This window comes from Microbacterium sp. Y356 (assembly GCF_059445355.1).
The window spans coordinates 615871-629304 of the sequence record NZ_JCAIUE010000001.1; the positions used below are offsets into that span (position 1 = coordinate 615871).

Sequence of the window (13434 nt, forward strand, 5' to 3'; positions counted from 1 at the left end):
AGCAGCAGTACCGGGCCGGTAACAATCGACTCACAGCCACTTGGAAACGAGGTGTTCTGACGCGATGCGGCGCAGTGTTCCAGAAGCCCCGCGCAGCACGACAGATTCGGTGTAGACGTAGTTTCCGTCGCGGCGAACGCCATCGACAAGTTGCCCATCGGTCACGCCGGTTGCAACGAAAATCGTATTGTCGCCCCTCACGAGTTCATCTGCCTCGTAGACGTAATCCATCTGAAGACCCGCATCGATTCCACGCTGGCGCTCATCATCGTCACGTGGCCAGAGACGTCCCTGGATGTGGCCGCCGAGCGATTTGATCGCACAGGCCGTGACGATGCCCTCCGGGCTGCCGCCCACACCCACGCACATGTCTGTGCGTGCGCCGTGACGAGCCGCGTTGATGCCACCTGCAACGTCGCCGTCGCTCATCAGACGCGTTCCAGCGCCGGCCGCACGAATGTCTTCGATGAGCTTCTCGTGGCGCGGACGGTTGAGCACCGAGACGACAATCTCGTCTACCGGCTTGCCGAGGGCCTTCGACAGCAGGCGGATGTTCTCACCGATGGGGAGCCGGATGTCAACGATGCCGACACCGGCAGGACCGGTGACGAGCTTGTCCATGTAGAAGACGCTGGATGCATCGAGCATCGTTCCGCGATCAGACACCGCGATCACCGAGAGCGCGTTCTGGCGCCCGGCCGCGGTCAGCGACGTGCCGTCGATCGGGTCGACAGCAATGTCGCACTCCGGACCCCTACCAGAGCCGACAACCTCACCGTTGAACAGCATGGGGGCGTTGTCTTTCTCGCCCTCACCGATCACGACGCGGCCCTGGAAGTTCACGGTGCCGAGGAAGGCGCGCATGGCATCGACGGCGGCGCCGTCTGCGGCTTCCTTGTCGCCTCGGCCGATGAATGGCACAGCCCGAATCGACGCCGCCTCAGTCGCACGCACCAGTTCGAGTGCGAGGTTTCGATCAGGACGCAGGGGGCTCATATCAGCCGTCAGACTCACCATGTGGTCAGCCTAGCCAGCGGACCGTTCGAAACAGGCGGTGTTTCGCACGAAAAACAGCGAAGGAATCACGTTTCTTAACAAGAGCGCAGGGCAGCCCCTCTTGACGACGACAGGGCCTCACGTTATCCGCTCGCCGCCAGCGATAGAGTTGAGGCTGTCCCGGCTCATCTATCGCAGGAGTTTTCATGCCCGTCGCCACTCCGGACCAGTACGCAGAAATGCTCGACCGCGCGAAGGCCGGTGGATTCGCGTATCCCGCATTCAACGTCTCCAGCTCACAGACCATCAACTCCGTCCTCCAGGGCCTGACTGAGGCCGGCTCTGACGGCATCATCCAGGTGACCACTGGGGGCGCCGACTACTTCGCCGGTCAGACCGTCAAGGCTCGCGCAACCGGCGCACTCGCCTTCGCGCGCTTCGCCACCGAGGTTGCCAAGAACTACCCGGTCACGGTGGCACTGCACACCGACCACTGCCCGAAGGACGCCCTCGCCGGCTTCGTCGAGCCGCTGATCTCTGCCTCTGAAGAAGAGGTCAAGGCCGGTCGTAACCCGATCTTCCAGTCCCACATGTGGGACGGTTCGGCTGTTCCCCTCGCGGAGAACATCGAGATCGCCCAGCAGCTTCTCCCCCGCATGAAGAGCATCAACGCGATCCTTGAGGTCGAGATCGGTGTCGTCGGCGGCGAGGAAGATGGCGTCTCGCACGAGGGCTCGAACGACGCCCTCTACACGACCTTCGCCGATGTTGACCAGGCCGTTCAGGCTCTGGGCCTCGGCGAGCAGGGCCGCTACATCGCCGCTCTCACCTTCGGCAACGTGCACGGCGTGTACAAGCCGGGTGGCGTAAAGCTGCGCCCCGAACTGCTGGGCGAGATCCAGCAGCAGGTTGCCGCCAAGTACAACACCGGTGCGAAGCCTCTCGACCTCGTCTTCCACGGCGGCTCTGGCTCGACCGATGAAGAGATCGCGCTCGCGGTCGCCAACGGCGTCATCAAGATGAACATCGACACCGACACGCAGTACGCGTACACGCGTGCGATCGCCGACTACATGTTCAAGAACTACGACGGCGTCCTGAAGGTCGACGGCGAGGTCGGCAACAAGAAGGTCTACGACCCGCGCGCCTGGGGCAAGGTGGCTGAGACCGCCATGGCCGCTCGCGTCATCGAGTCGACCCGCCAGCTCGGCTCGCACGGCCAGTCCAAGAGCTGACACAAGCAAACACCATGAGGATGCCTCGGCCCAGTTCGGGTCGAGGCATCCTCTTTGCTGGGACGCCCGACCCGCCGTACGTCCTTGCCACAGGTCGCTGCAAGGAGCATCGTTGAAGCATCCGATCCACGACGGAAGGATGTGATGGCGATGCAGGCCAAACCCGGTGACCGGTTGATCGTCGAAGGGCGCACCGATACGGCGCCCAGGCGCGAAGGCGAGATCCTCGAAGTCCACGGCGAGGACGGATCCCCGCCCTATATCGTTCGATGGGACGACGGGCACGAGGGCACGGTGTTTCCCGGACCCGATGCCCACGTCTCGGAGGGCTGAGGCGGTTCGCCTACGGCGTGCCGATTCGTCGACAACGATGATCCCGAGCTACGCGCACGATCACAAGCGCGCAGCTCATTCAGCCATGCGCTCCCCCGCCGGCGACAGCACCCACCACACGTCGTTGACACCCTGGCCGGCGACATCTCCGGCGACCGCATCGCCCGCGAAGTAATACAGCGGCCATCCGTTGAGCGTCACCTGGGTGGCACCGTCGACTCCGGTGATCGTGCCGAGCTCACCGGTCACGCCGTCACCGGCGACGGGGTCTGCGTCGCTGGTGAATGCCGGCCAGTTCTCGGCGCACTGTCCTTCGCAGGTGCTCGCATCTGCGCCCTGAGTATCGCTGTCGAACATGTACAGAGTCATGCCCTCGCCATCGACGACGATCTCTCCGAGTTCGGAGTCGGCGATCATCACCGCTGCACCATCTGCGGGCATCGAGTAGCCGTCGCCGGGCGCTTCATCGGGCGGTGGTGCTTCTCCTGGCTCGCTGGTGCCACCGGTGCAGCCCGAAAGAGCGAGTGTAAGCAGGGCGGCCACCGCGGCGACCCTACCGATGTGTGTGAACATGGGAAGTCCCTTCCTCAGCGACCGCGGAGGCGATCACTGGGGAAACGAGATCGGGCACTGACGGGTTCATCGCTCGCGGGATGCTGTCACGCGCGGTCGTGACGTCAGCCGGTCAGATCCGCGTGCATCAGCACCTGTCCCGAGTCGACCGCCCGAAGCTCAAGTGCGACGATCTCATCAGGATCGAGAGCCGTCGCCGTCGTCAGGTGCGCGCTGGTGCCCGGACGAGCACGCCAACTCGATGCCTGAACTTCGGTGCTGTCCTTCCCGATGACGTACAGCGCATACGGCCGTTCGACGCTGTATCCGTCGTCGGATCCCCCGTAGTGGCAGTCCAGTTCGATACGCGTTCCCCATTCGGTCTGTTCGAGTTTCACAGTCGCCTCCAGCGGCACGTCTGCGGAGCTCTCCAACGCCACCACGGTGCCTTCGCTGAGCGACGTACCGATCGCCGTCACCAGAGCCACCGCGACGACAATTGCTGCCGCGGCCGCCAGAGCACGTGACCAGCGGCGCCGACGCCGCCGCATCCTCTCGTGCGTCCCGACGCGAGCAAACTCCGCTCGTGCCGCTGGATCGGGCCCCGCCGGGGTTTCGACCAGAAGCGATTCGGCGTGTTCTTTATCGATGCGTCCGAGGAACCCTGCCATGGGTGCGAGCTCCGCAACCGCACGACGACATTGCCCGCAGTCCTCGAGATGGGCTTCGAATGCGTGACGGTCCCCCGAGCTCAGCGCGCCGAGCACATACGCCGCGTCCCAGTCGGCGACATGTGCATGTTCCAGACTCATCGCATCACCCCTTTCTCCTGCAGCGCGAGCCGCAATGATCGGATGCCGTAGTGCAGTCGGGATTTCACGGTCCCCTCCGGGATACCGACCTCTGCGGCGATCTCCGCGACGGTGGAGCCGCGGTAATACGCGCGAACGATGACTGCGCGATGTTCAGCAGACAACGTCGCCAGCGCCTCCTCGATGAGGATCGCCTCGAACAGGGCATCGGTGGCGTCGCCGGCGATGCTCTCAGGGGTCTCTGCCATCGGGATCTCGTGTCGTCGGCGGGCGCTGCGCACCTCGTCGATGACGAGATGCCGTGCCACTGTGAACATCCACGAGCGGGTCGTCGCGGGATCCTGCTCGAGGATTCGCGGGCTTCGCCAGGCTCGCAGCAACGTCTCCTGAACGATGTCGTCGGCGCCCGAGCGATCACTGGTGAGATGCACGACGTAGCGCCACACAGGGCCGGCGTGGGCGTCGTACAGCGCGGTCAACCGGTCCGAATCGTCGAGTGCCATCGATGCACCTCCCGCTGACGACACGATATGGAGCATCGGAACGTTCATCTGAACCGAATTCCGACGTCTGTCGTTTCCCCAGTATGAACCTGATATCGACCGCTGGCACCCTTGAGATCGGCGGGCTCCCCCTGCACCCACTCATCGTCCACGTGGTCGTGGTCTTAACACCTCTCACTGCGCTCGCGCTGGCGCTGGGCGCGCTCTGGCCGGCTGCGCGCCGACGACTCGGCATCGTCACGCCGCTCGCAGCACTCGTCGTGCTGATCCTCGTGCCGATCACCGTCGCCGCCGGTGAAAGCCTGAAAGAGGTGGTCGGTCCCCTGCCCGCCGTCGAGCGTCATGAATCGTGGGGACGGATGCTGCTTCCCTGGGCGATCGCGCTCTTCGTCGTCGCCGCTGCCCAGTGGTCCTGGTACCGCTACGGGCGCCCGGGAATCGTCGAAAAGCGACCCGCTCTGGCCCGGGTCGTCGGGGTCATGTTCAGCGTCCTCGCGATCGGAGTGAGCATCGGGACGACCGTCATCATCGTGCTGATCGGTGATTCCGGAGCCCGCGCGGTGTGGGGTGGGTGAGCGGGGCAATGCTGACAGTGCCCCGCGAGATGGCACCGCGCTACGCGGCAGAGCGGTCCTGACTCAGCGTCGACGCATCCGAACGCCCAGGATGATCAGATCCACCACGGCATCCACGATCATCAAGATGCCGAGAACGCGGCCAAATCCACGGAATCGAGACACCGCAAGCCCCGCAGTGAGCTCCGAGACGCTGAGAGCAGCACCGAGCATTGGGCGACGACGAATGCCAGCCGCCAAGCGGGCGAACGGACGATCTCGACGAGTCAGTGGTGTCATGCCACTCATCCCGTCGATCATCGTCTCGCGCAGTGCCGCCGGCCATCCGATCGGCTCGAATCGCTGCACTTCGAGCGCCGTCTCTTCTTCCAATGCAGCGTCGATCAGATCATTCGGGATGCCAAACGCGGCCAAGAACGCCCGCTCGCGCTCACGCGGGCCGACAACGCCGCCGAACGCCTCGGCGACGAGCGCACGGTGCGCAGCCTCCACATCCAGCCGCGTCGCCGCGGCCACCTCGGCCAGTTCGTCGATGCTTCCGTCGCCTTCGCTGAGCAGCCGTCGGCAAATCTCCGCTGTCTCCGGAACCGTGATCGCGTCCAGATCCAGCACCGACTCCGTCTCACGTTCGGCATCGAGCCAGAACGGGACGACCCCACCGTTGGTCGTCACTTCAATCCAGTCGCCACCAGTTTCGGTGCGATTCAGCTCGATGACCGGAAGCTCAGCCTTCGACGAGATCCAACCGTTCGTCAACTCGGCCGAACGCAATCGCTGCAGCGACCACACACCCGATTCGATATGTTCCACGGTCGTGCGGTTCGCCTCCGCGACGAAGCGGGCAGCCGCCGGTCCACGATGAGAGAACATCGCCACCCGCACCAGTGTCGGCTCGAACAGCGTCGGATCGAGTTCGTCGTCTTCGTCCGCGATCTCATCACTATCTGCCGCATCGGCCGCATCGGCCGCATCGGCCGCATCGAGCCCAGCATCAAGCCCAGCGTCCGAGGCATCCTCGACGTCAAGCCACAGCGTCAGACCTGCATCCGCGAACGTCTCACGCAACTGCGCTGCCGTCATCGTTGACTCGATGGTGTCTTCGGGTGTGAGCGTGAGGATGTGCCCGTCGTCGGTCATCGGAAGCAGGATCACGGCCTCCTGCTGATCGCTCCACGGCGCGACAGCACCACGTAGTCCGGCCGGAATGCGCAGCCTAGACAGCAGGTCACGCGTCTGCGGACGAGGGTCTGCGCCCCCATTGCTGTCAACGGATGCGTAAGAGAGCTGGACGCCGAAACTGTTCTGAAGCATTCATCGACAGTACCTTCCGACGATGTCGGGAGACGCCGGACTAGTTCAGGTAAGCGATGAAAGCGGGGTCGTTCATCATCGGCACGGCGATGCAGATCGAAACAATGATCATCGTCGCCGCTGCGCCGACCAGCGGCACCCACCAGGTGAGCTTCCCGGTCCGCAACCGTCGGAGTGAGATCAAAGCGGTCGCCACCCATCCGACGACCAGGATCACGGCAGCGATCGTGCCCCACAGCTTGCCCTGCGCGAAGTTCGTGAACTCTCCGTCGATGCCGAGGATCTTCATGCTGTCGTTCATAACCCTCGGCAGATCGAGGTACGCCATCCCTGTCATGAAGACGCTGACCATGCCATAAGCGAGCAGCGCGATCGTGATGACACGATCCCACGAACGAGGCTTGGTCGCCGCCGGCGCCGCCTGAGCGGGCGACCCGGCAATGACCACAGGGGCGGGTTGTGCTGCTCCGACTGAAGGCGGCACCTCAGTTACAGCATCCAACGGCGGCAGCCCTGCGAGTCGTCGCTGCTCCTCCGGAGTCGCGTATTCGCCGTATTGGGGCCGCTGATCGGTCATCAGGCCATGCTAAACCTCACGCCTTTGAGTAGGCCCCAGGCTGGCTCCGTTGCCAGTCGTAGCCCGAAACAAGCGGCGGCCCCAGAGGAATGGGGATTCCTCGGGGGCCGCTGACACTGAACGCTGGGGACGCTCAGGTCAAGATGAATAAGCGCTGGGGGCGCTTTCTCCATCTGTAGCCCCGTGATACAGGGACTACAGGAACCAGACTAGACAACTGTCCAGGTTAACGCGAGGGGTTGTTCTTCAGATAGTGAACTGCTACGCGTTTCACCCGATATTGCCGCCCCGGCCGAATTTCTCCGCACCGAGCTGCAGCGAGAGTCGGCCAGCTGCAGACCTCAGGGATCGAGCGATCTCCTCGATGTTCGCGTCACGATTCTCTGTCGGCACGGAGACCGCGAGCGAGGCATTCATTCCGGGGGCGCTGACGGGCACCGCGATGCAGGTGTGTCCGATCGCGTACTCCTCGCGATCGATCATCCACTCACGTGGGCGTTCCAGCACTGTGAGCAGCGCCCGCCGATTGCTGATCGTGTGCGGAGTCAGCTCGCCGAGCGGATGCCGTGAGACATAGTCCAGACGCTGTTCCAACGGCAGTTCTGCGAGGATCTGCTTGCCGAGGGCCGTGGCGTGCGCGCTGTCGTGCAGTCCGACCCAGAGCTCGACCCGCGGACTGCGGCGTGCATCGACGATGTCAATCAGATGCACCTCCCCATCGGAGAAGCGCGAGAGATAGGCGGTGACTCCGGTCTGGTCGGTGACATCATTCAGAGCGTTTCTCACATGTGCGAGGAAAACACCCCGACTGTCCTGCCCTGAGGAGAATCCGGGAAACCGCGGCCCGAGGACGAGTCCGTCCGGCTCGTTCACGAGGTAACCCTCGTGAATCAAGGTACGCACCAGGTTGTAGGTGGTCCCGGTGGTGAGTGCCGCGGATTGGGCGAGCGACTTCGCCTGCACCGGTCGCGCCGAGTTGGCGACGATGTCCACGAGAGAAAGTGCGCGCTGCACCGACCCGATCAGGGTCTGCTCTCGTTCTGCTGGTGTCGGCATCGCTCACCTCCTGGCCAGGATATTACTCGACCACGTTCGTCAGCCGCCAAACTCCCGGCCGATCGGATCAGTGCGCGATGCGTCCTCCGAGCGCGCGCCCATCTTTCTCGCCGGAAGCATCCTGGCGCAGCTCCTTGGGGAGTGAGAACATCAGATCTTCCTCGGCAGTACGGACTTCTTCGACGTCGCCGTACCCTGCGCTACTCAGCGCTTCGAGGACTTCCTCCACGAGGATCTCCGGCACGGAGGCCCCGCTCGTCACTCCCACGGTGGCGACGCCGTCGAGCCACTCTTGCTTGACTTCTTCGGCGTAATCCACACGGTACGCCGCCTTTGCCCCGTATTCCAGAGCAACCTCCACCAGGCGCACACTGTTCGACGAGTTCGATGAGCCGACGACGATCACGAGATCCGCGTTGACTGCGACCTTCTTGATCGCCACCTGACGGTTCTGCGTGGCATAGCAAATGTCATCCGACGGCGGATTCTGCAACTCAGGGAAGCGCAGGCGCAGCCGGTTCACTGTTTCCATGGTCTCGTCGACCGAGAGCGTGGTCTGCGAGAGCCATACGACCTTGGATGGGTCCTTGACCTGCACAGTGTCAGCCTCATCGGGCGAGTTGACGATGGTGACCCGCTCCGGTGCGTGGCCGGCGGTACCCTCGACCTCTTCGTGTCCTTCGTGACCGATGAGCAGAATCTCGAAATCATCGCGGGCGAAGCGCACGGCTTCGCGGTGAACCTTGGTCACGAGCGGGCAGGTCGCATCGATCGCGTGCAGCCCTCGGTCGGATGCCGCATTCACGACCGCCGGCGAAACGCCGTGTGCGCTGAACACGATGTGGGCGCCCTCCGGCACTTCATCAACCTCTTCGACGAAGATCGCACCCATCGCCTCGAGCTCGGTGACAACATGGATGTTGTGCACGATCTGCTTGCGCACGTAAACCGGTGCTCCGTAGCGCTGCAGAGCCTTCTCTACGGCGACGACAGCACGATCGACACCGGCGCAATAGCCGCGAGGAGCAGCAAGCAGAACCCGCTTGTGTCCTTCGACCGGGATATCCTGAAGCCGCGTCGCCCGCGATCGAGGAATGCGGGGAACGGGAAGATGTACGGTGACCTGGCTCACCCTTTGATCCTACCTTCGGACGCCGATGACAGGCCTGTGTGAGCGCTCAGGTGCACAAGTATGGAGGGACCCCGATGACGGTCTTCGAAGCATCATCCGCGCAAGGCGAGATTCCGCCGGCGGATGCTGTCGCTCCGCGTGACTCGACCGCGGATGCTCCTACCTCCGTCGCGCGGCTGAATGGAACGATTCGGGACTTCATCGCGCGCTGGAACGTCGTCTGGGTCGAGGGCGAGATCACATCCTGGAATGTCCGCGGCGGCAACGTGTTCGGCCGACTCAAAGACACCCAGTCAGACGCCCAGATCTCCATCCGCATCTGGTCAAGCGTTCGTGGACGCATCCCCGCAGACCTCGGTATCGGCGATCACGTGGTCGCCGCGGTCAAGGCCGATTACTTCGTCAAAGCTGGCGACTTCAGCTTCACGGTCTCATCGATGAAGCACGTCGGCCTTGGTGACCAGCTCGAGAAACTCGAGAAACTGCGCGCGCAGCTGCGCCAGGAGGGGCTGTTCGACGCGTCACGTAAGAAGCCGCTGCCGTTCCTCCCCCACGTCATCGGCCTCATCACCGGCGAGCGCTCGGATGCTGAGAAGGATGTGCACCGCAACGCCGAGCTGCGCTGGCCGCAGGTGCGCTTTCGCACTCAGTACGCCGCCGTACAGGGTGAGCGCTGCGTTCCGGAGACACTCGCCGCGCTCGCGCAGCTGGATGCCGATCCTGAAGTTGATGTCATCATCATCGCCCGAGGAGGCGGTGACCCGCAGACACTGATGGGCTTCAGTGATGAGCGGCTCGTGCGCGCGGTGGCCGCGGCATCGACTCCCATCGTCTCGGCGATCGGGCATGAGAACGACCATCCACTGCTGGACGACGTGGCCGACCTGCGCGCTTCGACTCCGACCGATGCTGCGAAGCGCGTCGTTCCCGACGTCGGCGAACAGCGCGCGCTCATCGGGCAACTGCGTTCCCGTGCCACTTCACGTCTCACTCAGCGCATCTCGCATGACATCGCGCAGCTCGAACAGCTGCGCACACGACCGGTGCTGCGCTCGCCTGATCCGATCATCGCCGACCGCGCGCAGGAGCTCTGGCTGTTGCTCTCCCGCGGCCGCGACACGATCACGCGACAGCTCGATCTGAACGGGCGTAAGACCAGTGAGTTGCGTGCGTCGCTGCGCGCCCTCTCCCCTGCGTCCACCCTCGCCCGCGGTTACGCCATCGCTCACCTCGAGGGTGGCGTGATTGTGCGGGATGCCGCGGATGCTCCGGCCGGCAGCGCACTGACCATCACCGTTAACCGCGGATCCCTGGCTGCCCGTTCTGAGGGCGAGATACCGGAGGCAGGATGAAGATGCACAGCGTCGTAGGATGGAAGGCGTGACTGCTTCGACCGACGCCCCCGTGGAAACACTGTCATTCGAGGCCGCTCGCGACGAACTCGTACGCGTCGTTGCCGAGCTTGAGCAGGGCGCACCGACTCTCGAACACTCGCTCGCTCTCTGGGAGCGCGGCGAGGCCCTCGCCGCTCGCTGCGAAGAGTGGCTGCTTGGCGCGAAGCGCCGTCTCGATGAGGCACGCACCACGGCATCCTCTGAGGATGACTCATGAACAAGCCCCCTCCCATCGTCGCCGAGATCGGACGCCCGGAGACTCCTGAGGAGACCGCAGCCCGCAAGGCGGAGTTCTCGAAGAACTACCGGGCAAGTCAGACATTCCGCAACCTCATCGCGGCGCTTATCGTTACCGTCGCGGTCGTTGCCGTCATCATTTTCGCCGTGCCGCGTGGCACACCGGAGTCCGCGCCGAAGATCGATGTGGCCAGCATTGCCGCCGATGTCGAATCCACGATGCAGAGCCCAGCTATCGTCCCCGAGCTGGGTGATTTCTGGCGCGTCAACGCGGCAGAGCTCCAGGGTGGAGCGACGGTCGTCTGGAACATGACGCTCGCACCGTCCGCTCAAGACGAGCGCGGTTTCATTCGCATCGCGCAGGCCTTCAACGCCGACGCTTCGTGGGCACCGCAGGTGCTGAATGGCACCGCAGCGACAGACACCACCGAGATCGGTGGGCTGGAATGGGACGTCTACAAGCTCAGCAGCGACGCTGCGGACAACGTCTCGTATGCGATCGGCACGCAGGCAGGTGACGACTACGTGCTGCTGTATGGCTCGCGTTCCGCTGATTCGACGGCCAAGCTCGCCAAGTCGCTCATCCCGCAGATCAAAGAGATTGCAGAGACCTCATGACCGCTCTCACCCCGACAGCAGCCTGGCAGCAGATGCTGGACGGCAATCGTCGCTTCGTCGCGGGTGAGCCGCGGCATCCGAATCAGGATGTCGAGCGCCGTCACGACCTCGCCCATGCGCAGGATCCGGTGGCCACGCTGTTCGGCTGTTCCGACTCGCGCCTGGCCGCCGAGATCATCTTCGACCTCGGCCTCGGAGACCTCTTCGTCGTGCGCAACGCCGGCCAGGTCATCGGTGAATCGATCGTCGGAAGCCTGGAATACGCCGTCGAGATCCTTAAAGTCCCGCTGATCGTCGTGCTCGCGCATGATGAATGTGGTGCAGTGCGTGCAGCGATCGACGGCACCGCGATCGACGCGGCCCCGCTGCCGCCGCACATCTGGAAGCTGATCGCCCCGATCATCCCCGCTGCCCGCAAGGTGCTTGCCACCAACGGCGGGACGTCCCCGGCCGACATCGACGCAGAGCAGGTCGGCCGTGAGCACCTGCGCAATACCGTCTCCAACTTGCTGCAGTCCTCCGAGCTGATCAGCGACGCTGTCGCCGAGGGCCGTTTGGGCATCGTGGGCGCCAACTACCGACTTGCAGAGGGCACTGCCGTGCCCGCCATCGCTGTGGGAATCGACACGGGGATCGAAGGCGTCCCCACAAGCCAGGAGGGATCGAAGTGACCGATACCGCATACCGCATCGAACACGACACCATGGGCGAGGTTCGCGTGCCCATCAACGCGCTTTACGGAGCGCAGACGCAGCGCGCCGTGGAGAACTTCCCGATTTCAGGCAAGGGGCTCGAGTCAACGCAGATCGCCGCCCTCGCACGCATCAAGAAGGCTGCGGCGCTCGCGAACAAAGCGCTCGGCACACTCGACGGTGCCATCGCAGACGCCATCGCACAGGCTGCCGATGAGGTGGCTTCGGGCGCGCACGACGGCGAGTTCCCCGTCGACACGTACCAGACCGGCTCTGGTACGTCTTCGAACATGAACATGAACGAGGTGCTCGCCACTCTGGCATCCGGCATCCTCGGCTCTGCCGTTCATCCGAACGATCACGTCAACGCATCGCAGTCGTCGAACGACGTGTTCCCGACCTCCGTGCACATCGCCGTGACGCAGGCACTGATCGACACCCTTATCCCCTCACTTGACCACCTCGCCGTGGCACTAGAGGCGAAGGCTGTGCTGTGGAAGGATGCCGTCAAGGCAGGCCGCACGCACCTCATGGATGCGACCCCCGTCACCCTCGGCCAGGAGTTCGGCGGGTACGCCCGCCAGATGCGCCTTGGTATCGAGCGCGTGCAGTCGGCGCTCCCCCGCGTGGCTGAGGTGCCACTCGGCGGCACGGCCGTCGGCACCGGCATCAACACCCCGCTCGGCTTCCCGCAGAAGGTCATCGCGCTGTTGGCGGAGGAGACCGAGCTGCCGATCACCGAGGCGAAGGATCACTTCGAGGCACAGGCCAACCGTGACGGCCTGGTCGAGGCATCCGGCGCGCTTCGAACCATCGCCGTCTCGCTGACCAAGATCAACAACGACCTGCGCTGGATGGGGTCTGGCCCCAACACGGGTCTCGGCGAACTGCACATCCCCGACCTGCAGCCTGGGTCGTCGATCATGCCAGGCAAGGTCAACCCGGTCGTCCCGGAGGCCGTGCTCATGGTGTGCGCGCGGGTCATCGGCAACGATGCGACCGTGGCGTGGGCCGGAGCATCCGGTTCGTTCGAGCTCAACGTCGCGATCCCCGTCATGGGCACCGCGCTGCTCGAGTCGATCCGCCTGCTCGCAAACGCCTCGCGCGTGCTGGCAGACAAGACCGTCGACGGCCTCGTCGCTAATACCGAGCGTGCCGCCGCGTTCGCGGGCATGAGCCCGTCGATCGTGACGCCGCTGAACAAGCTCATCGGCTACGAGGCTGCCGCCAAGATCGCCAAGTACGCCGTTGCTGAGGGAATCACGGTGCGCGACGCCGTCATCGCCCTCGGGTACGTCGAAAGTGGCGCGCTCACTCTTGAGCAGCTGGACGAGAAGCTCGACCTGCTGAGCATGACCCACCCGGGCTGAGTGCTGTTTCACCTGTCGGAGCCTGTTGCGCCCGTCGGAGG

At 64.2% G+C, this 13434-nt stretch carries 16 protein-coding genes; 8 read left to right on the forward strand and 8 right to left on the reverse strand.

Features of this window, described 5'->3' with window-relative positions; translation table 11 throughout:
* Positions 1-30: 30 nt before the first annotated feature.
* Complete coding sequence (glpX, locus tag AC1C2Q_RS03065; protein WP_495429573.1) at positions 31-1017, reverse strand: class II fructose-bisphosphatase; 987 nt, start codon at positions 1015-1017, stop codon at positions 31-33.
* 185 nt (positions 1018-1202) lie between these two features.
* On the opposite strand from glpX, the gene fbaA reads away from it, so the two are divergent.
* Both fbaA and AC1C2Q_RS03075 read left to right on the forward strand, forming a co-directional pair.
* Positions 1203-2231, forward strand: a complete 1029-nt coding sequence (gene fbaA, locus AC1C2Q_RS03070) for a class II fructose-bisphosphate aldolase (protein ID WP_495448944.1) — start codon at positions 1203-1205, stop codon at positions 2229-2231.
* A 144-nt stretch (positions 2232-2375) separates the two neighbouring features.
* Positions 2376-2564, forward strand: coding sequence for a DUF1918 domain-containing protein (locus tag AC1C2Q_RS03075; protein ID WP_495448945.1), 189 nt, complete (start codon positions 2376-2378; stop codon positions 2562-2564).
* Between the two features lie 75 nt (positions 2565-2639).
* Here AC1C2Q_RS03075 and AC1C2Q_RS03080 read toward each other — a convergent pair whose 3' ends face one another.
* The 3 genes from AC1C2Q_RS03080 to AC1C2Q_RS03090 all read right to left on the reverse strand — a co-directional run bounded on the left by AC1C2Q_RS03080 (position 2640) and on the right by AC1C2Q_RS03090 (position 4431).
* Complete coding sequence (locus tag AC1C2Q_RS03080; RefSeq protein ID WP_495448946.1) at positions 2640-3107, reverse strand: COG4315 family predicted lipoprotein; 468 nt, start codon at positions 3105-3107, stop codon at positions 2640-2642.
* A 134-nt stretch (positions 3108-3241) separates the two neighbouring features.
* On the reverse strand, positions 3242-3928 hold the full coding sequence (locus AC1C2Q_RS03085; protein WP_495448947.1) for a zf-HC2 domain-containing protein: 687 nt from the start codon (positions 3926-3928) through the stop codon (positions 3242-3244).
* A complete protein-coding gene (locus AC1C2Q_RS03090) occupies positions 3925-4431 on the reverse strand; it encodes a sigma-70 family RNA polymerase sigma factor (protein WP_495429578.1) in 507 nt (168 codons plus the stop codon). Before AC1C2Q_RS03090 ends, AC1C2Q_RS03085 begins: the two co-directional genes overlap by 4 nt.
* A gap of 83 nt (positions 4432-4514) precedes the next feature.
* Between AC1C2Q_RS03090 and AC1C2Q_RS03095 the strand changes: the two genes are divergently transcribed.
* Positions 4515-5006: a DUF2231 domain-containing protein gene (locus AC1C2Q_RS03095; protein WP_495448948.1), complete on the forward strand. Its 492-nt coding sequence runs from the start codon at positions 4515-4517 to the stop codon at positions 5004-5006.
* A gap of 63 nt (positions 5007-5069) precedes the next feature.
* Here the strand turns inward: AC1C2Q_RS03095 and AC1C2Q_RS03100 are convergent, their stop codons facing one another.
* The 4 genes from AC1C2Q_RS03100 to AC1C2Q_RS03115 form a co-directional block, all read right to left on the reverse strand.
* Complete coding sequence (locus AC1C2Q_RS03100; protein WP_495429580.1) at positions 5070-6317, reverse strand: hypothetical protein; 1248 nt, start codon at positions 6315-6317, stop codon at positions 5070-5072.
* 40 nt (positions 6318-6357) lie between these two features.
* Positions 6358-6894, reverse strand: coding sequence for a DUF6264 family protein (locus AC1C2Q_RS03105; protein ID WP_495429581.1), 537 nt, complete (start codon positions 6892-6894; stop codon positions 6358-6360).
* A gap of 270 nt (positions 6895-7164) precedes the next feature.
* A complete protein-coding gene (locus tag AC1C2Q_RS03110) occupies positions 7165-7950 on the reverse strand; it encodes an IclR family transcriptional regulator (protein WP_495429582.1) in 786 nt (261 codons plus the stop codon).
* 67 nt (positions 7951-8017) lie between these two features.
* Complete coding sequence (locus tag AC1C2Q_RS03115) at positions 8018-9082, reverse strand: 4-hydroxy-3-methylbut-2-enyl diphosphate reductase (protein WP_495429583.1); 1065 nt, start codon at positions 9080-9082, stop codon at positions 8018-8020.
* A gap of 74 nt (positions 9083-9156) precedes the next feature.
* Here AC1C2Q_RS03115 and xseA point away from each other — a divergent pair, with 74 nt between their 5' ends.
* From xseA to AC1C2Q_RS03140, 5 genes are read left to right on the forward strand one after another with little or no spacing between them, the layout of a single operon-like run.
* Positions 9157-10434 carry an exodeoxyribonuclease VII large subunit gene (xseA, locus tag AC1C2Q_RS03120; RefSeq protein WP_495429584.1) on the forward strand — a complete coding sequence of 426 codons (1278 nt, stop codon included), beginning with the start codon at positions 9157-9159 and terminating at the stop codon, positions 10432-10434.
* A 19-nt stretch (positions 10435-10453) separates the two neighbouring features.
* Positions 10454-10693 carry an exodeoxyribonuclease VII small subunit gene (locus tag AC1C2Q_RS03125; RefSeq protein WP_495429585.1) on the forward strand — a complete coding sequence of 80 codons (240 nt, stop codon included), beginning with the start codon at positions 10454-10456 and terminating at the stop codon, positions 10691-10693.
* Positions 10690-11331, forward strand: coding sequence for a DUF4245 family protein (locus AC1C2Q_RS03130; RefSeq protein WP_495429586.1), 642 nt, complete (start codon positions 10690-10692; stop codon positions 11329-11331). Before AC1C2Q_RS03125 ends, AC1C2Q_RS03130 begins: the two co-directional genes overlap by 4 nt.
* Positions 11328-12002, forward strand: coding sequence for a carbonic anhydrase (locus AC1C2Q_RS03135; protein WP_495429587.1), 675 nt, complete (start codon positions 11328-11330; stop codon positions 12000-12002). The genes AC1C2Q_RS03130 and AC1C2Q_RS03135 overlap by 4 nt, the downstream gene beginning before the upstream one ends.
* A complete protein-coding gene (locus AC1C2Q_RS03140) occupies positions 11999-13393 on the forward strand; it encodes a class II fumarate hydratase (protein WP_495448949.1) in 1395 nt (464 codons plus the stop codon). The genes AC1C2Q_RS03135 and AC1C2Q_RS03140 overlap by 4 nt, the downstream gene beginning before the upstream one ends.
* Positions 13394-13434: the final 41 nt, after the last annotated feature.